Genomic DNA, 19427 nt, shown 5'->3' with positions numbered 1-19427 from the left:
GCACGTTCCGGCGTCGGGATGTAGCTGTCCAGCTGTTCGGCCAGGGCCAGAATGGCTTGCTCGCCCAGTTCGCCCTTATCGCCTTCCAGTGCCAGCTTGGCCGAACCCTTGATGATCGGGGTGTCGTCGCCGGGGAATTCGTACTTGGACAAGAGCTCGCGCACTTCCATTTCGACCAGCTCGAGCAGCTCGGCGTCGTCGACCATGTCGCACTTGTTCAGGAACACGATGATGTAAGGCACGCCAACCTGGCGGGCCAGCAGGATGTGTTCGCGGGTCTGGGGCATGGGGCCGTCAGCGGCCGAGCACACCAGGATCGCGCCGTCCATCTGTGCGGCGCCCGTGATCATGTTCTTCACATAGTCAGCGTGGCCCGGGCAGTCAACGTGTGCGTAGTGGCGGTTAGCCGTTTCGTACTCGACGTGTGCGGTGTTGATGGTAATACCGCGTGCCTTTTCTTCCGGCGCTGCGTCGATTTCGTCGTACTTCTTGGCCGAACCGCCAAACTTGGCTGCCAGCACCGTGGCAATTGCTGCCGTCAGGGTGGTCTTGCCGTGGTCAACGTGACCGATCGTGCCAACGTTCACGTGCGGCTTAGTCCGCGAGAACTTTTCCTTTGCCATTTTTCAGCTCCTAATCGAAACCAGTATGTCGTGTTCATAGTGCCGCCGCGCACAACGCGCGGCGGCGGATTTTTTTACTTACTTGCCACGTGCCGTGATCACGGCGTCGGCTACGTTCTTCGGAGCTTCAGCGTAGTGCTTGAACTCCATCGTGTACGTAGCACGGCCTTGCGTGGCCGAACGCAGCGAGGTCGAGTAGCCGAACATCTCTGCCAGCGGAACTTCCGCGCGCAGGATCTTGCCACCGCCGACCATGTCGTCCATGCCCTGGATAATGCCGCGACGCGACGACAGATCGCCCATCACGTTACCCATGAAGTCTTCGGGCGTTTCCACTTCCACGGCCATCATCGGCTCGAGCAGCACGGGGCTTGCGCGACGCATGCCTTCCTTGAAGCCCATGGAGCCGGCCATCTTGAACGCGTTTTCGTTCGAGTCCACATCGTGGTACGAACCGAAGAACAGCGTGACCTTGACGTCGACCACCGGGAAGCCTGCCAGGACGCCGGAGTTCAGGGTGTCCTGAATGCCCTTGTCCACTGCGGGGATGTACTCGCGCGGAACCACGCCGCCCTTGATGGCGTCGACGAATTCGTAGCCCTTGCCCGGTTCTTGCGGCTCGAGCTTCAGCACCACGTGACCGTACTGGCCACGGCCGCCCGACTGCTTGACGAACTTGCCTTCCACTTCGTCGCAGGTCTTGCGGATGGTTTCGCGGTACGCAACCTGGGGCTTGCCCACGGTGGCTTCCACGCCGAACTCGCGCTTCATGCGGTCAACCAGAATTTCGAGGTGGAGCTCGCCCATGCCCGAAATGATGGTCTGGCCGGATTCTTCGTCGGTCTTCACGCGGAACGACGGATCTTCCTGTGCCAGGCGGTTCAGGGCGATGCCCATCTTTTCCTGGTCAGCCTTGGTCTTCGGCTCGACAGCCTGCGAAATCACCGGCTCCGGGAACACCATGCGTTCCAGGATGATGATGTGGTCCGGATCGCACAGCGTGTCGCCCGTGGTGGCTTCTTTCAGGCCAACCGCGGCGGCGATGTCGCCTGCCAGCACTTCCTTGATTTCTTCGCGCTGGTTGGCGTGCATCTGCAGAATCCGGCCCAGGCGTTCCTTCTTGCTCTTGACCGGGTTGTAGATGGTGTCGCCCGAATTGACCTTGCCCGAATAGACGCGGAAGAAGATCAGCTGGCCGACGAACGGGTCGGTCATGATCTTGAACGCCAGAGCGGAGAACTTTTCGTCGTCCGCAGCACGGCGCGACACTTCCTTGTCGTCATCGTCCACGCCGGTGACCGGCGGGATGTCGACCGGCGACGGCAGGAAGTCGATCACGGCGTCCAGCATACGCTGCACGCCCTTGTTCTTGAACGCGGTGCCGCACAGCATCGGCTGGATTTCGCAGGCGATGGTACGGTCGCGCAGGCCCTTGATGATCTCGGCTTCGGACAGTTCGCCCTCTTCCAGATACTTGTTCATCAGCTCTTCGTTCGACTCGGCAGCTGCCTCGACCATCTTCTCGCGCCATTCGTTGCACGAGTCGGCCAGTTCAGCCGGGATGTCCACGTAGTCGAACTTGGTGCCTTGGCTGGCCTCGTCCCAGATGATCGCTTTCATCTTGATGAGGTCGACCACACCCTTGAAGGTGTCTTCGGCGCCGATGGGCACAACGACGGGAACCGGGCTAGCCTTCAGGCGGGTCTTCAGCTGGTCGTAGACCTTGAAGAAATTCGCGCCGGTACGGTCCATCTTGTTGACGAAGGCCAAGCGCGGCACGCCGTACTTGTTAGCCTGGCGCCAAACGGTTTCCGACTGGGGCTGCACGCCACCCACTGCGCAGTAGACCATGCATGCGCCGTCCAGCACGCGCATGGAGCGCTCCACCTCGATGGTGAAGTCCACGTGGCCCGGGGTGTCGATGATGTTGATGCGGTGTTCCGGGTAATTGCCGGCCATGCCCTTCCAGAAGGCGGTGGTCGCAGCGGAGGTGATCGTGATGCCACGCTCCTGTTCCTGCTCCATCCAGTCCATCGTGGCGGCGCCATCATGCACTTCACCGATCTTGTGGTTCACACCGGTGTAGAACAGGATACGCTCGGTCGTGGTGGTTTTACCCGCGTCAATGTGAGCCGAGATACCGATATTGCGGTAGCGCTCAATGGGAGTCTTACGAGCCACTTTAATCCTCTATTCGTCCGTGAGACGCCGGCATCTCATTGCCAACGCCCGTAACACAAACGGGCGAGCGTGTGAAAACACAGCCCGCCCGGCAACCAACGGCGTATAACTCGCGCGCTTTAGAAGCGGAAGTGCGAGAACGCCTTGTTGGCTTCAGCCATGCGGTGCACTTCGTCGCGCTTCTTCATCGCGCCGCCGCGGCCTTCCGCAGCTTCCAGCAACTCACCTGCCAGGCGCAGCGCCATCGACTTCTCGCTGCGTTTTTTCGCGGCCTCGCGCAACCAACGCATCGCCAATGCCAAACGACGCGACGGACGGACTTCGACCGGAACCTGATAGTTGGCGCCGCCCACGCGACGGCTCTTCACTTCGACCACCGGCTTCACGTTGTTGATCGCAACGGAAAACACTTCAACGGGGGCCTTGCCTGCCTTCTTTTCGATCTGGTCGAACGCGCCATAAACGATACGTTCGGCAACCGACTTCTTGCCGTCCAGCATCAGGACGTTCATGAACTTGGCAACTTCAACGTTACCGAACTTCGGATCGGGCAGGATATCCCGCTTGGGGACTTCACGACGACGTGGCATCTTCTTTCCTTTAGATTCAGTTGAGAGCGCGGCAATGATTTCCCGCTCTCCGGCCACCAACTAGCTTGCCTTCCATCGAGGCAAATTCGCCGGGTGACCACTTACTCGACGGCACGGCGCATAAACGCTCCGTTGTACCGCCGCCTGGTGACAGCACCATGACGCAACCGCCACAGGCCATCGTTTGTTGCTTCGGGCTTTGTGCCCAGCTTGCCTGGCGTTAGCCTTAAGCAGCCTTCGGACGCTTCGCGCCGTACTTCGAACGTGCCTGGCGACGATCCTTCACGCCTTGCAAGTCCAGCGAGCCACGGACGATGTGGTAACGCACACCCGGCAAGTCCTTCACACGGCCGCCGCGGATCAGCACGACCGAGTGTTCTTGCAGGTTGTGGCCTTCACCGCCGATGTACGAGATGACCTCGAAACCGTTGGTCAGGCGCACCTTGGCGACCTTACGCAGTGCCGAGTTCGGCTTCTTCGGCGTCGTGGTGTACACACGGGTGCACACGCCGCGACGCTGGGGGCAGTTCTCAAGCGCCGGGCTCTTGCTCTTGACGACTTCAGAGACACGCGGCTTGCGAACCAGTTGGTTGATAGTTGGCATTGTTCAATCCAGCTTGGTTTTACGGAAAAACACCCCTGGGGCCACAAGCAATGGGCCGAAGAGGCAACGACGGGTTTTGGGCGGGAAAAGTGAGCGAGCGCTCTTGAGACGGACCTGTGGAGGAACAGACTGGCCAAAGAGCGCGAGCTCGCCTGGGATCCCGCTGCGACCACACCACCAGAGCATCACACGATCCCCTGGCAGGCTTGCCGATTGCGAACCGAGGGCCACAATTACGACAGGCGAGCGAAATCCAAAGCCAAAAACTCGAATCTGACATGCTAGCAGCGACTACGTAAACCGTCAAGCAGCTTCTGACAGAAGCGTGCTGCTCGGCTTAGGCCCGGGCAGGGCCTCAAAAGTCCTCCACGGCGCCCAGCGCTTCCAGGATGGCATCACCGTAGCGCTCCAGCTTGGCGGCGCCGATGCCGGGGACTTCAGCCATTGCCGTCAACGAATCCGGCGCGCTGCGCGCCAGTTCGGCCAGCGTGGCGTCATGGAAGATCACATAGGCGGGCACACCGTGCTCGCGTGCCGTCTCGGTGCGCCACTTGCGCAGCGCTTCCCAGTTGGCCAATGCCTCGGTGTCCATGCCGGCGGTATGGTCGGTGCGCGTGCCGGCGGAGCCGCGCGCGCCACGCTCGCCGCTCTTGGCTGGCTTGCTGACCTGGCGGCGCAGGGTGATCGACGTCTCGCCCTTGAGCACCGCGCGGGCAGCGTCGCCCAGCAGCAGGGCGCCGTGACCGCCATGGTCGATCACCAGCAGGCCGTGAGCGATCAACTGGCGGAAAATGGCGTGCCACTCGGAGACCGAACGGTCCGCGCCGATGCCAAACGTGGAGACCTTGTCGTGGCCCCATTGACGGATTTTTTCCGACGCGTTGCCGCGCAGCACATCGACCATATGGGTTGCGCCGAAATGAACGCGGCTGGCCTGTGCCGTGCGGTAGACGCAGGACAGCGCCATCTGCGCTTCACGCGTGCCGTCCCAGGTAGCGGGCGGTTCCAGGCAGGTGTCGCAGTTGCCGCAGGGCTCGCTGGCTTCATCGAAATAGCCAAGGATGCGCACGCGGCGGCAGCCGGCTGTCTCGCACAGCCCGAGCAGGGCATCGAGCTTGGCGGACGAGACGCGCTTGTGCGCATCGTCTGCCTCGGACTCGTCGATCATGCGCTTTTGCTGAACCACGTCGCCGAGGCCGTAGGCCATCCAGGCGTTGGCCGGCAGCCCGTCGCGGCCGGCACGGCCCGTTTCCTGATAATAGCCCTCCATGCTCTTGGGCAAGTCCAGGTGCGCCACAAAGCGCACGTCCGGCTTGTCAATGCCCATGCCAAAAGCGATGGTGGCCACCATGATCACGCCCTCTTCCTCGCGGAAACGCGCCTGATGGTGCTGGCGCACGCCCGCATCCATACCGGCGTGGTACGCCAGCGCGTTGAGGCCCTGGGCGCTGAGGTAGCTGGCGGTGTCCTCCACCTTCTTACGCGACAGGCAATAGACGATGCCGCTGTCGTGCGTGCCGTCCGCGGCCAGGTGCTCGGCCTTGATAAAGGCCAGCAACTGCTGGCGCGCATTGTCCTTCTCGACGATGCGATAGCGGATATTGGGACGGTCAAAGCTGGAGACGAAGACGCGGGCGTCGTGCAGCGCGAGGCGCTCGACGATTTCCTCGCGCGTGACGGAATCCGCGGTGGCCGTCAGGGCAATGCGCGGCACGTCCGGGAAGCGCTCGTGCAGCACCGAGAGCTGGATGTATTCCGGTCGGAAGTCATGGCCCCACTGCGATACACAGTGCGCCTCGTCGATGGCAAACACGCCGATACGGGTACGCTGGAGCAGGTCCTGGAAGCGCGGCGTCATCAGCCGCTCGGGTGCCACATAAAGGATTTCCAGCCGGCCGGCGAGCAGATCGCGCTCCACCGCGGAGGCCTCGGCCCCGCTGAGCGTCGAGTTCAGCACTGCCGCGCGCACGCCCGCCTCGGACAGCGCCGCGACCTGGTCCTGCATCAGCGCGATCAGCGGTGACACCACGATGCCGGTGCCATGCCCGGCCCGCTGCCGCAGCAGCGCGGGGATCTGGTAGCACAGCGACTTGCCGCCGCCGGTCGGCATCAGGACCAGGCAATCGCCACCATCGGCCACATGGTCGATGATCTCCCCCTGCCGGCCGCGGAAGGCGTGGTAGCCAAAAACATCCTTGAGAATCGCCAGGGCGCGCGACATAGCAACAGCTTAAAAAAAGGGGTGGGACCGCGAAAGGCGTAACCATACCACCAAGGGCGCGGCTAACTACTTCGGCCTGTAACGAATGTTCCCGGATTTCTTTCGTCTGGCGGCGCATGGAGCACGGGTCCGTGCCCCTGCGGCGAAGCATAAGCACGACGAATAAAAATAACCGAAGAGGCCTAAAGAAATAAAACCGGCTATATACCTACAGGCCAAAAAAAACCCGGCCACCAGGGCCGGGCTTCTTCATGCAGCTTGCTTGCAGGTTCAGGCTGGCAGTCTTAGACCGCGTCGCCCTCGCCTTCGGTCGTCGCCGGCACCACAGGCGGCTCGATGAAGAGCGACTGCTCTTCGTCGGAGATCGCCTGGGCACGTTCGCGCTCGGCCGCCTCGCGCGCCTTGCGGGCACGGTGGTAGGCCAGACCCGTACCAGCGGGGATCAGTCGGCCAACGATCACGTTTTCCTTCAGACCACGCAGGTCGTCGGTCTTGCCCATGATCGCGGCTTCCGTCAGCACGCGGGTGGTTTCCTGGAACGATGCCGCCGAGATGAAGCTGTCGGTGGACAGCGACGCCTTGGTGATACCGAGCAGCAGGTTTTCGTACGTGGCCGGACGCTTGCCTTCGGCGATCACGCGATCGTTCTCGTCGAGCAGTTCCGAACGCTCCACCTGTTCACCCGGGATGAACTTGGTGTCGCCCACATCCGCGATCTGCACGCGGCGCAGCATCTGGCGCACGATCACTTCGATGTGCTTGTCGTTGATCTTCACGCCCTGCAGACGGTACACATCCTGCACTTCGTCGACGATGTAGTGCGCCAGCTCCTCGATGCCCTTCAGGCGCAGGATGTCGTGCGGGTCCGCCGGACCTTCCACGATCATTTCGCCCTTGTTCACCACCTGGCCATCGTGCACCAGGACTTGCTTTTCCTTGGTGATCAGGAACTCATGGGCGTTGCCGTCCAGGTCCGTAATCACCAGGCGTTGCTTGCCCTTGGTGTCCTTGCCGAACGACGTGGTGCCGGTGACTTCCGCCAGCACGGCGGCATCCTTCGGCGAACGCGCTTCGAACAGCTCGGCCACACGCGGCAGACCCCCGGTAATGTCGCGGGTCTTTTGCGATTCGGTCGGGATACGTGCAAGCACTTCGCCCACATGCACCTGCTGGCCGTCCTTCACGGTGATCAGCGCGCCGACCTGGAAGCCGATGGTCACGGAGTGGTCCGTGCCCGGGATCTTCACTTCCTGGCCGTTGGCGTCGAGCAGCTTCACCTGCGGGCGCAGGCCCTTGGTGGCAGCCGTACGGCGCTTGGCATCAATCACCACGAGGGTCGACAGGCCGGTGACCTCGTCCATCTGCTTGGCGACGGTCACGCCCTCTTCGACGTTCTCGAACTTGGTCGTGCCGGTGTACTCCGACACGATCGGGCGCGTCAGCGCGTCCCACGTGGCCAGCTGCGTGCCAGCCTTGATGGCCTGGCCGTCCTGCACCAGCAGCGTGGCGCCGTACGGGATCTTGTGGCGCTCGCGCTCGCGGCCGTGGTCGTCGGTGATCAGCGCTTCGCCCGAACGCGAGATGACGATCAGCTCGCCCTTCGCATTGGTGACGTAACGCATGGTCGCCGTGAAACGCACGGTACCGGTTGCCTTCGCTTCCACGCTCGATGCCACGGCCGAACGCGATGCCGCGCCGCCGATGTGGAACGTACGCATGGTCAGCTGGGTGCCCGGCTCGCCAATCGACTGAGCGGCGATCACGCCAACCGCTTCGCCGGAGTTCACCAGCACGCCGCGGCCGAGGTCGCGGCCATAGCACATGCCGCACAGGCCGTAGCGCGTGTCGCACGACAGCGGCGTGCGCACCTTCACTTCGTCCACGCCGATGGCGTCGATCATGTCGACCAGGTCTTCGTCCAGCAGGGTGCCGGCCTCGATCGCGGTTTCCTGGGTCTCAGGGTTCACCACGTCGGACACCGTCACACGGCCGAGAATCCGGTCGCGCAGGGCTTCGATCACTTCACCGCCTTCGACCAGGGCCTTCATGGCCACGCCGTTGGTCGTGCCGCAATCGTCTTCCACCACCACCAGATCCTGCGTCACGTCGACCAGACGACGGGTCAGGTAACCCGAGTTCGCGGTCTTCAGTGCCGTATCCGCCAGGCCCTTACGCGCGCCGTGGGTGGAGATGAAGTACTGCAGAACGTTCAGGCCTTCACGGAAGTTCGCCGTAATCGGCGTTTCAATGATCGAGCCATCCGGCTTGGCCATCAGGCCACGCATGCCAGCCAGCTGACGGATCTGCGCAGCGGAACCGCGCGCGCCCGAGTCGGCCATCATGTAAATCGAGTTGAAGGAGTCTTGCTTCACGGTGTTGCCGTGACGGTCGACCACGTCTTCGTGCTGGAGCTGCTCCATCATCGCCTTGCCCACCTGGTCGCCGGCAGCACCCCAGATGTCCACGACGTTGTTGTAGCGTTCCTGGTCGGTCACCAGGCCCGACATGTACTGCTTGTCGTATTCCTTCACCTTGGCAGCCGCGTCGGAAATGATCTTTTCCTTTTGCGGCGGCACCAGCATGTCGTCGATGGCGATCGAGATACCAGCGCGCGTTGCCAGGCGGAAGCCCGACTGCAGCAGCTTGTCAGCGAAGATCACGGTCTCGCGCAGGCCGCACTTACGGAACGCGGTGTTGATCAGGCGCGAGATTTCCTTCTTCTTCAGCGGCTTGTTCAGCACCGAGAAAGGCAGGCCCTTCGGCAGGATCTCGGACATGATCGCGCGGCCGACCGTGGTGGCCTGCAGCGTGATCTTGGGCGCGAAGCGGGCGTCGCCCACTGCATCCTTGTCGACCAGTTCATACTCGGTGATACGCACGTTCACGCGCGAAGCCAGTTCGACTTCCTTGTTCTCGTAGGCGCGGATCACTTCGCTGATGTCAGCGAACGTCAGGCCTTCGCCCTTGCCGTTGATCTTGTCGCGGGTCGTGTAGTACAGACCCAGCACCACGTCTTGCGACGGGACGATCGACGGATCGCCGTTGGCCGGGAACAGCACGTTGTTGGAGGCCAGCATCAGCGTGCGGGCTTCCATCTGCGCTTCCAGCGACAGCGGGACGTGAACAGCCATCTGGTCACCGTCGAAGTCGGCGTTGAACGCCGCGCAGACCAGCGGGTGCAGCTGGATGGCCTTGCCTTCGATCAGCACCGGCTCGAACGCCTGGATACCCAGGCGGTGCAGCGTCGGCGCGCGGTTCAGCATGACCGGATGCTCGCGGATCACCTCTTCGAGGATGTCCCACACCACCGCGGTCTGGCTTTCCACTTCCTTCTTCGCCGCCTTGATGGTGGTGGCGATGCCCATCGTTTCCAGCTTGTGGAAAATGAAAGGCTTGAACAGCTCAAGCGCCATCAGCTTGGGCAGGCCGCACTGATGCAGCTTCAGGGTCGGGCCCACCACAATGACCGAACGGCCGGAGTAGTCGACGCGCTTGCCCAGCAAGTTCTGACGGAAACGGCCGCCCTTGCCCTTGATCATTTCGGCCAGCGACTTCAGCGGACGCTTGTTGGCGCCCGTCATGGCCTTGCCGCGACGACCGTTGTCCAGCAGCGAGTCAACCGCCTCCTGCAGCATGCGCTTTTCGTTGCGCACGATGATTTCAGGCGCCTTCAGTTCGAGCAGGCGCTTCAGGCGGTTGTTACGGTTGATGACGCGGCGATACAGGTCGTTCAGGTCCGAAGTGGCGAAACGGCCACCATCCAGCGGAACCAGCGGACGCAGTTCGGGCGGCAGCACCGGCAGCACTTCCAGGATCATCCATTCCGGCTTGATGCCCGAACGCTGGAACGCCTCGAGCACCTTCAGGCGCTTGGCGAACTTCTTGATCTTGGCTTCGGAGCCGGTGGTCTGCAGCTCGGCGCGGATCGTTTCGATCTGCTTTTCGATGTCGATGCCGCGCAGCAATTCACGGATGCCTTCGGCACCCATCATGGCCACGAATTCGCCTTCGCCATACTCTTCGCACTTGGCGATGTAGTCGTCCTCGGACATGATCTGGCTCTTCTTGAGCGGGGTCATGCCGGGTTCGAGCACCACGAATGCTTCGAAGTACAGGACGCGTTCGATATCGCGCAGCGTCATGTCGAGCACCATGCCCAGACGCGACGGCAGCGACTTCAGGAACCAGATGTGCGCGGTCGGCGCAGCCAGTTCGATGTGGCCCATGCGCTCGCGGCGCACCTTGGCCAGCGTCACCTCAACGCCGCACTTCTCGCAGATCACGCCACGATGCTTCAGGCGCTTGTACTTGCCGCACAAGCACTCGTAGTCCTTGATCGGGCCAAAGATCTTGGCGCAGAACAGACCATCGCGCTCGGGCTTGAACGTCCGATAGTTGATGGTTTCCGGCTTCTTCACTTCACCGTACGACCACGAACGGATCTTCTCTGGCGATGCCAGGCCGATCTTGATCGCGTCGAACTGCTCTTCCTGCTGAACCTGCTTAAAGAGATCGAGCAATGCTTTCATTGCAACTCCTTGTTTCGCCGCCAGCCCGACAGCATGTCGGGCCCGCGGCATTCATCCTGTGGGAAAACCGTAGCGGGCATTCGGCGGTAGGCGGGCCATTCACGGCCGGCCTACCGCGCACTCTCGATCCAAATCAATAGCGATCGAGGTCGATGTCGATACCCAGCGAACGGATTTCCTTCACCAGCACGTTGAACGATTCCGGCATGCCGGCATCGATCGAGTGCTCGCCCTTGACGATGTTCTCGTAGACCTTGGTCCGGCCGTTCACGTCATCGGACTTGACCGTCAGCATTTCCTGCAGCACGTAGGAGGCGCCATATGCTTCCAGCGCCCACACTTCCATTTCACCGAAACGCTGGCCACCGAACTGCGCCTTACCACCCAGCGGCTGCTGGGTCACCAGCGAGTACGGGCCGGTCGAACGCGCGTGCATCTTGTCGTCGACCAAGTGGTGCAGCTTCAGCATGTGCATCACGCCCAGCGTAACCGGACGCTCGAACGCTTCGCCGGTGCGGCCGTCGTGCAGCGTGACCTGTTGCTTGGAGGCGGTCAGGCCCATGTCGCGGGCGATCTCTTCCGGGTACGCCAGGTCCAGCATGCGGCGGATCTCGTCTTCATGCGCACCGTCGAACACCGGCGTGGCGAACGGGACACCCTTCTTCAGGTTGGTCGCCAGTTCCAGCACTTCAGCGTCCGACAGGCTGTCGAGGTCTTCCGGCTTGCCGCTCTCGTTGTAGATCTGGGCAAGCAACGGACGCAGTTCCTGCGCCTTCGCCTGTGCCTTGAGCATGGAGCCGATACGCTGGCCCAGGCCGCGCGCGGCCCAGCCCAGGTGGGTTTCCAGAATCTGGCCCACGTTCATCCGCGACGGCACGCCGAGCGGGTTCAGCACGATGTCGGCGGGCGTGCCGTCGGCCATGTAGGGCATGTCTTCGATCGGGACGATCTTGGACACAACACCCTTGTTGCCGTGACGGCCTGCCATCTTGTCGCCAGGCTGCAGGCGGCGCTTGACCGCCAGGTACACCTTGACCATCTTGATCACGCCCGGCGGCAGTTCGTCGCCTTGCGTGAGCTTCTTGCGCTTTTCTTCAAAGGCCAGGTCGAACTCGTGACGCTTCTGCTCGATGGCTTCCTTGACGGCTTCCAGCTGGGCAGCCACTTCTTCGTCGGCCGGGCGGATGTCGAACCAGTGGTACTTGTCCAGATCGGCCAGGTACTCGCGGGTCAGCTTGGCGCCCTTGGACAGCTTCTTCGGGCCGCCATTGACGGTCTTGTCGAGCAGCAGGCGTTCCAGACGCTGGAAGGCATCGCCTTCCACGATACGCAACTGGTCGTTCAGGTCCAGGCGGTAGCGCTTGAGTTCATCGTCGATGATGGACTGGGCACGCTTGTCGCGGGTCACGCCTTCGCGGGTAAAGACCTGAACGTCGATCACGATACCGCTCATCCCCGAGGGGACGCGCAGCGAGGTGTCCTTCACGTCCGAAGCCTTCTCACCGAAGATCGCGCGCAGCAGCTTTTCTTCCGGGGTCAGCTGGGTCTCGCCCTTGGGCGTGACCTTGCCGACCAGCACGTCACCGGCTTCCACTTCGGCACCGATGTAGGTGATGCCGGACTCGTCCAGACGCGCGAGCTGCGCTTCGGCGAGGTTGGAAATGTCGCGGGTGATTTCTTCCGGTCCCAGCTTGGTGTCACGCGCGACGACCGACAGTTCCTCGATGTGGATCGAGGTGTAGCGGTCTTCGGCAACCACACGTTCGGAGATCAGGATCGAATCTTCGAAGTTGTAGCCGTTCCACGGCATGAACGCCACCAGCATGTTCTGGCCGAGCGCGAGCTCGCCCAGGTCGGTCGATGCGCCGTCGGCGATCACGTCGCCACGGGCGACGAAATCCCCAACCTTGACCATCGGACGCTGGTTGATGTTGGTGTTCTGGTTCGAGCGGGTGTACTTGATCAGGTTGTAGATGTCGACGCCGACTTCACCGGCGACAGCTTCCTCATCGTTCACGCGAATCACGATACGCATGGCGTCGACGTAGTCCACCACGCCGCCACGGGTTGCCTGGACGGCAGTACCCGAGTCGACCGCAACGGTACGCTCGATGCCGGTACCCACCAGCGGCTTGTCCGGACGCAGGCAAGGCACGGCCTGACGCTGCATGTTGGCGCCCATCAGTGCACGGTTCGCATCATCGTGCTCGAGGAACGGCACCAGCGATGCCGCGGCCGAGACGATCTGCGAAGGCGCCACGTCGATGTACTGGACGCGGTCCGGCGTGACCATACGGGTTTCCCGCTCGCTACCTTCACGCGACGACACCAGTTCGTCGATCAGGGTACCGTCGGCGTCAACCGTCGCGTTGGCCTGCGCCACCACGTACTTGCCTTCTTCAATGGCGGACAGGTAGTCGACCTGGTCGGTCAGCTTGCTGTCGACCACCTTGCGGTACGGCGTTTCCAGGAAGCCGTACTCGTTCAGGCGTGCATACAGTGCCAGCGAGTTGATCAGGCCAATGTTCGGGCCTTCCGGCGTTTCGATCGGGCACACGCGGCCGTAGTGGGTCGGGTGCACGTCGCGCACTTCAAAGCCTGCGCGCTCACGGGTCAAACCGCCCGGGCCCAGTGCGGAGACACGACGCTTGTGCGTGATCTCGGACAGCGGGTTGGTCTGGTCCATGAACTGCGACAGCTGCGACGAACCGAAGAACTCGCGGATGGCCGACGAAATCGGCTTCGAGTTGATCAGGTCATGCGGCATCAGGTTTTCGGTCTCGGCCTGGCCCAGACGTTCCTTCACGGCGCGCTCGACGCGCGACAAGCCGGCACGGAACTGGTTTTCGGCCAGTTCGCCAACGCAGCGAACGCGACGATTGCCCAGGTGATCGATGTCATCGACCTCACCCTTGCCGTTGCGCAGGTTGACCAGGATCTTGATGGTCTCGAGGATGTCCTCGTCCTGCAGCACCATGCTGCCTTCACCGCTCGGGCGGCCCAGGCGGCTGTTGACCTTCATGCGGCCAACGCGCGACAGGTCGTACGACTCTTCGCTGTAGAACAGGCGCTGGAACAGTGCCTCCACCGCGTCTTCAGTCGGCGGCTCGCCGGGACGCATCATGCGGTAGATCGCGATACGCGCAGCGGTCTGGTCGGCGGTGTCGTCCACGCGCAGCGTCTGCGACATGTACGGACCTTGGTCCAGATCGTTGGTGTACAGGGTCTGGATCTGCTTGACACCGGCTTCGCGCAGATTTTCCAGCACGGTTTCAGTCAGCTCGTCGTTAGCGTTGGCAATCACCTCACCGGTATCCGGGTCGATGATGTTCTTCGCCAGCACGCGGCCGAGCAGGTAGTCTTCCGGCACGCTGATCAGCTTGGTACCGGCGGAATCCAGGTCGCGGATATGCTTTGCGTTGATCCGCTTGTCCTTCTCCACGACGACACGGCCGTCCTTGTCGGCGATGTCGAAGCGCGCGACTTCACCACGCAGACGTTCGGGCACGAATTCCATCTGCGCGCCTTCCGACTGCAGGGTGAAATTGTCAAACACGAAGAAGTGCGCGAGGATTTGCTCAGGCGTCAGGCCGATCGACTTCAGCAGGATCGTGACCGGCATCTTGCGGCGACGGTCAACGCGGAAATACAGGATGTCCTTCGGGTCGAACTCGAAGTCGAGCCACGAGCCGCGGTAAGGAATAATCCGTGCCGAGAACAGCAGCTTGCCCGAGCTGTGGGTCTTGCCCTTGTCGTGTTCGAAGAACACGCCAGGCGAACGGTGGAGCTGCGAAACAATCACACGCTCGGTACCGTTGATGACGAAGGAGCCGGTCGACGTCATGAGCGGAATTTCGCCCATGTAGACTTCCTGTTCCTTGACTTCCTTGACCTTGCCCGGATTTTCCCGATCGTTGATGATCAGGCGTACCTTGGCACGCAGAGCCGAGTGGAAGGTCAGGCCACGCTGTTGACATTCCTTGACGTCGAACGGCGGGTTGGAGAGGTGGTAGGAGACGAACTCCATACGGGCGAGCCCGTTGTGCGACACAATCGGGAAGATTGCACTGAAAGCCGCTTGCAGGCCCTCGGTTTTGCGACGTGAGGGTGGCGCACCCTCTTGCAGAAACTGAGCGTAGGATTCAATCTGGGTGGCAAGCAGGAAAGGAACCTGATGAACCGTCGCGCGCTTCGCAAAACTTTTGCGAATGCGCTTCTTTTCGGTGAAGCTGTACGCCATGGGATCTCCGAATCATCGCAGGGCTGGCTGGACCTGGCGCAGCACCTGAGGTGTTCAGCGACTGGGAGGGGATTTGGCGGTTGGCCGCTACCAACCTCTGGCTGACGGTGTCCGCACGCTGCGAGCCGGCAGAAACGACGCAATGCGTCATACCGGCCCGGGGGACACCCGACCAAACTTGTCTTCTGCAGTCGGTTCAGAAGACAAACATCAGCAACCACCTAGTGTGCCACTGATGTTTGGCCTCTGCTCAAGCTTAGGCATACGCCCAGCTCTCAAGCATCGCTTGCGCCATTTGTTCACGCTTCCGAGTGCACAGTAAAACACACATCGCAGAAGCGCAAAAAGGCTGGCGCCGGGAATCTCCCTTTGCCAGCCCCATTCGCGTGCCAAAAGGCACGCGAGTACAGCTTACTTGACTTCGACCTTTGCGCCGGCGTCTTCCAGCTTCTTCTTGGCGTCGGCTGCAGCAGCCTTGTCCACGCCTTCCTTGACAGCCTTCGGTGCGCCGTCAACCAGATCCTTGGCTTCCTTCAGGCCCAGGCCGGTGATTTCGCGAACAGCCTTAATCACGCCAACCTTGTTTGCGCCGATTTCCGACAGGATAACGTTGAACTCGGTTTGCTCTTCAGCGGCAGCAGCGCCTGCGCCCGGGGCAGCAGCCACGGCCATCGAAGCGGCGGACACGCCAAACTTTTCTTCGAACGCCTTGACCAGGTCGTTCAGTTCCATCACGGACATCGAGCCTACGGCTTCGAGGATGTCGTCTTTGCTGATTGCCATTTGGAATACTCCTGCTAAATGTGATTCGGTATCGGTAATGCGATCTTGATGAGCCAGGCTGCGAAAAGGCTTACGCCTTAAGCAGCTGCGCCTTCGCTCTCGGCGGCGGCAGCAGCGCCTTCGCCTTCGGCAGGGGCGCCTTCGCTCTTCTTGGCGGCCAGTGCAGCCAGCAGACGGGCGAAGCCCGACACCGGTGCCTGCATCACGCCAAGCAGCTGAGCAATCAGTTCGTCACGGCTCGGGATCGAGGCCAGTGCCTTGACGGCAGCAGCATCGAGCACATTGCCGTCATACGACGCTGCGCGCAGAACCAACTTGTCGTTGGTCTTGGCAAAGTCGTTCAGAACCTTGGCCGACGACACTGCATCTTCGGAAATACCGTAGATCAGCGGACCGGTCATTTGCTCTGCGAGGCCGGCAAACGGCGTGCCTTCCACGGCGCGGCGCGCCAGCGTGTTCTTCAGAACGCGCAGGTACACGCCTTGCTCGCGGGCCTTGGCGCGCAGCTTGGTCAGATCGCCAACCGCAATGCCGCGATATTCGGCTACGACGATGGTCTGGGCTTTAGCGACTTGCGCCGAAACCTCAGCAACGACGGCCTTCTTATCTTCAATATTAAGTGGCACGGTTAAGCTCCAAAACGATGCTTGTCCCCCGGATCGTCCGAGGCACGCACATCAGTCCAAACGAACGGCGTCCGATTTGGCCCGAATCACCCGGGTCATTGCCCGGATTCTTCAATCCCTCGGGTGCGCCATCTGCGCTGGTGGGCCGGGAGGCGTCGCGGCAGGCCGAAGCCACGCTGCGTACGTTCCGTCCGATTAAGGCGAGGCAGCCAACCTACGGCCGCACCCGCCACCAGCGGTCTTTGATAACCAGCGGTGCCTGCTCCGCGCTTGCGCGCCGGCGGGCACCACTGCCCAAAGCCTTGCTCCTCCATCCTGCGGTGTCCTATCGGGCACCGCCTGACTCGGGAGACGATCCCGGCCTGGGCCAGGATCCTCAATTCTTTACGCTGGGCGACGTTATCGGGTCCACCCTGCGGTTGCCGCCAGCCTTAGGCCGACAGCGAAGCCTGTTCCACGCGAACGCCAACGCCCATGGTGGACGAAACAGCGATCTTGCGCAGGTACACGCCCTTGCTGGTAGCCGGCTTCGACTTCACCAGGGCTTCGATCAGCGCGCTCAGGTTGCGCTTCAGATCGGCGTCCTGGAACGAACGGCGGCCAATGGTGGCGTGGATGATACCGGCCTTGTCGACACGGTACTGCACCTGACCGGCCTTGGCGTTCTTCACAGCCTGGGCGACGTCGGGGGTAACCGTACCGACCTTCGGGTTCGGCATCAGGCCGCGCGGGCCCAGGATCTGGCCCAGCGTACCAACGATACGCATCGTGTCCGGCGAAGCGATCACGACGTCGAAGTTCAGGTTGCCGGCCTTGACTTGTTCAGCCAGGTCTTCCATACCGACGATTTCGGCGCCAGCTGCCTTCGCGGCTTCAGCCTTTTCGCCTTGGGCGAACACAGCCACGCGAACCGACTTGCCGGTACCGGCAGGCAGCACGACGGAGCCACGAACCACCTGGTCCGACTTCTTCGCATCGATGCCGAGTTGCACGGCAACGTCGATGGATTCGTCGAACTTGGCCGATGCGCAACCCTTCACCAGGCCCAGGGCCTCGTCGATCGGGTAGAACTTGGTGCGCTCGATCTTCGCCTTGTTCGCGGCGGTGCGCTTGGAAACCTTAGCCATTTACAGACCCTCCACGGTGATGCCCATCGAGCGAGCCGAACCGGCGATCGTACGGACAGCAGCGTCCAGATCGGCAGCGGTCAGGTCAGCGTTCTTTGCCTTGGCGATTTCTTCAGCCTGGGCACGCGTGATCTTGCCAACCTTGTCGGTGTGCGGCTTGGCCGAACCCTTGGTCAGGCCAGCTGCCTTCTTGATCAGAACGGTCGCCGGGGGCGACTTCATCACGAAGGTGAAGCTCTTGTCGGCGAAGGCGGTAATCACCACCGGCACCGGCAGGCCGGGTTCCATGCCTTGGGTCTGCGCGTTGAACGCCTTGCAGAACTCCATGATGTTCAGACCGCGTTGACCCAGTGCGGGGCCCACGGGCGGGGAGGGATTTGCCTTACCAGCCGGAATTTGCAGCTTGATAAAGCCAATGATCTTCTTGGCCATATTTACTCCAATCCGGACCGCTTCCTGACGGAATGCGATCCTGTTGAGTCGTAGCGCGCTATCGCTGCAGGGATGGTTCATCCACCCCAGCCAGCCTCACGCTCCTCTTGTGGCCAGCCCCTTTCGAGACTGGCCGCTGCATTTTTCGCTGGCCTTGCGACCAGCATAAAACGCGAAAACCTGAACCGCTTAAACCACTTAGACCTTCTCGACCTGGCCGAACTCGAGCTCGACCGGAGTGGCGCGCCCGAAGATGGTGACCGAGACGCGCAAGCGCGATTTCTCGTAGTTCACTTCCTCGACGTTGCCGTTGAAGTCGGTGAAAGGACCGTCCTTGACGCGAACCATTTCGCCCACTTCGAAGAGCGTCTTGGGACGCGGCTTCTCGACCCCTTCCTGCATCTGGGTCATGATCTTGTCGACTTCCTTCTGGGAAATCGGGCTCGGGCGATTGCGCGCACCGCCGACGAAGCCAGTGACCTTGCTGGTGTTCTTCACCAGGTGCCAGGTCTCGTCGGTCATTTCCATCTCGACCAGCACGTACCCCGGGAAGAAGCGACGTTCGGTGACAGACTTCTGCCCACCCTTGATTTCAACGACTTCTTCGGACGGGACCAGGATGCGGCCAAACTTATCCTGCATTTCGGCGCGCTCAATGCGCTCCTGCAGCGCGCGCTGCACACTCTTTTCCATGCCGGAATAGGCGTGCACCACATACCAGCGCTTCTTCGACGAAGGCGATTCAGCTGCGGGGACTTCCTGTTGTGCGTTATCCGTCATGTTCTATCCTTCATTTCCAGCCCAGCACGAGCGAAAAGATGACCCACTCGATGAGCTTGTCCGCAGACCACAGGAACACGGCCATGATCACGACAAAGACAAACACCAGGCCCGTCATCTGCCCGGCTTCCTTGCGGGTGGGCCAAACGACCTTACGGACTTCGCGATACGATTCCTTGGAGAAACCGATGAAGTCCTTGCCTGGCGCCGATACCAGCGCGACCACCACGCCCAGCGCAATGCCGCCGAACAGCGCAGCGCCACGCACGTAGGACGGTTGCTGTGCCAGGGCATAGAAACCGATGACGCCGGCAACCACCAGTAGCACCGCGGCGCCAAGCAACCACTTACCACTGGCGGCGTTGACGGTTTCGACGTTGGGATTGGCCATGTTTCGCAAACGAGACTAAGCCGCGTCACGATACTCTCTATCGCGACGCGGCTGATTGAATTGGCAGGGGCAGAGGGAATCGAACCCCCAACCTTCGGTTTTGGAGACCGACGCTCTGCCAGTTGAGCTATACCCCTAAAACAACTGTGGGGTCGGCGATTAGGCCAACCCCTCTGGCAACGAATACGGCCGGTTGGTGCCGTATTCGCTGTTCGACCTTATCAGTCGAGGATCTTTGCCACGACGCCGGCGCCGACGGTACGACCGCCTTCACGGATGGCGAAACGCAGGCCTTCTTCC

Annotated in this window: 14 protein-coding genes and 1 tRNA gene; all 15 read right to left on the bottom strand. The window is 61.7% G+C overall.

Annotation, left to right across the window (positions count from 1 at the left end):
* Positions 1-623: GTP-binding protein (locus AC07XB_RS37900; protein ID WP_492832910.1), on the bottom strand; the 623-nt coding region annotated here is incomplete at its 3' end.
* A gap of 78 nt (positions 624-701) precedes the next feature.
* Positions 702-2804 (bottom strand): elongation factor G, encoded by a 2103-nt coding sequence (gene fusA, locus AC07XB_RS37895; RefSeq protein WP_492376383.1) that lies wholly within the window; start codon positions 2802-2804, stop codon positions 702-704.
* A 119-nt stretch (positions 2805-2923) separates the two neighbouring features.
* Complete coding sequence (gene rpsG / locus AC07XB_RS37890) at positions 2924-3394, bottom strand: 30S ribosomal protein S7 (RefSeq protein WP_035876146.1); 471 nt, start codon at positions 3392-3394, stop codon at positions 2924-2926.
* Between the two features lie 226 nt (positions 3395-3620).
* On the bottom strand, positions 3621-3998 hold the full coding sequence (rpsL, locus tag AC07XB_RS37885) for a 30S ribosomal protein S12 (RefSeq protein ID WP_006162330.1): 378 nt from the start codon (positions 3996-3998) through the stop codon (positions 3621-3623).
* A 355-nt stretch (positions 3999-4353) separates the two neighbouring features.
* Positions 4354-6219 (bottom strand): DNA helicase RecQ, encoded by a 1866-nt coding sequence (recQ, locus tag AC07XB_RS37880; protein ID WP_492832912.1) that lies wholly within the window; start codon positions 6217-6219, stop codon positions 4354-4356.
* A gap of 284 nt (positions 6220-6503) precedes the next feature.
* A complete protein-coding gene (gene rpoC, locus AC07XB_RS37875) occupies positions 6504-10748 on the bottom strand; it encodes a DNA-directed RNA polymerase subunit beta' (protein WP_043350381.1) in 4245 nt (1414 codons plus the stop codon).
* A 133-nt stretch (positions 10749-10881) separates the two neighbouring features.
* Positions 10882-14988 carry a DNA-directed RNA polymerase subunit beta gene (gene rpoB / locus AC07XB_RS37870; protein ID WP_043350384.1) on the bottom strand — a complete coding sequence of 1369 codons (4107 nt, stop codon included), beginning with the start codon at positions 14986-14988 and terminating at the stop codon, positions 10882-10884.
* 411 nt (positions 14989-15399) lie between these two features.
* Entirely contained in the window at positions 15400-15771 is a 372-nt protein-coding gene (rplL, locus tag AC07XB_RS37865; protein WP_006162333.1) for a 50S ribosomal protein L7/L12, read from the bottom strand.
* A 77-nt stretch (positions 15772-15848) separates the two neighbouring features.
* Positions 15849-16397: a 50S ribosomal protein L10 gene (gene rplJ, locus AC07XB_RS37860; RefSeq protein ID WP_017224513.1), complete on the bottom strand. Its 549-nt coding sequence runs from the start codon at positions 16395-16397 to the stop codon at positions 15849-15851.
* A 431-nt stretch (positions 16398-16828) separates the two neighbouring features.
* Complete coding sequence (rplA, locus tag AC07XB_RS37855; protein WP_006162337.1) at positions 16829-17524, bottom strand: 50S ribosomal protein L1; 696 nt, start codon at positions 17522-17524, stop codon at positions 16829-16831.
* On the bottom strand, positions 17525-17956 hold the full coding sequence (gene rplK / locus AC07XB_RS37850; RefSeq protein WP_006162338.1) for a 50S ribosomal protein L11: 432 nt from the start codon (positions 17954-17956) through the stop codon (positions 17525-17527).
* Positions 17957-18154: 198 nt separating this feature from the next.
* Positions 18155-18736 (bottom strand): transcription termination/antitermination protein NusG, encoded by a 582-nt coding sequence (gene nusG, locus AC07XB_RS37845; RefSeq protein ID WP_006162340.1) that lies wholly within the window; start codon positions 18734-18736, stop codon positions 18155-18157.
* Positions 18737-18746: 10 nt separating this feature from the next.
* Positions 18747-19127: a preprotein translocase subunit SecE gene (secE, locus tag AC07XB_RS37840; RefSeq protein ID WP_006162342.1), complete on the bottom strand. Its 381-nt coding sequence runs from the start codon at positions 19125-19127 to the stop codon at positions 18747-18749.
* Between the two features lie 61 nt (positions 19128-19188).
* Positions 19189-19264 (bottom strand) — tRNA-Trp (locus AC07XB_RS37835).
* An 84-nt stretch (positions 19265-19348) separates the two neighbouring features.
* A partial coding sequence (locus tag AC07XB_RS37830) for an EF-Tu C-terminal domain-related protein (RefSeq protein WP_156545601.1) occupies positions 19349-19427 on the bottom strand: 79 nt, incomplete at its 5' end.

Source organism: Cupriavidus sp. GW821-FHT02F09 (assembly GCF_059421605.1).
The sequence above is the reverse complement of the archived record's forward strand: the minus strand, read 5'-3'. Positions and strand labels throughout refer to the sequence as shown.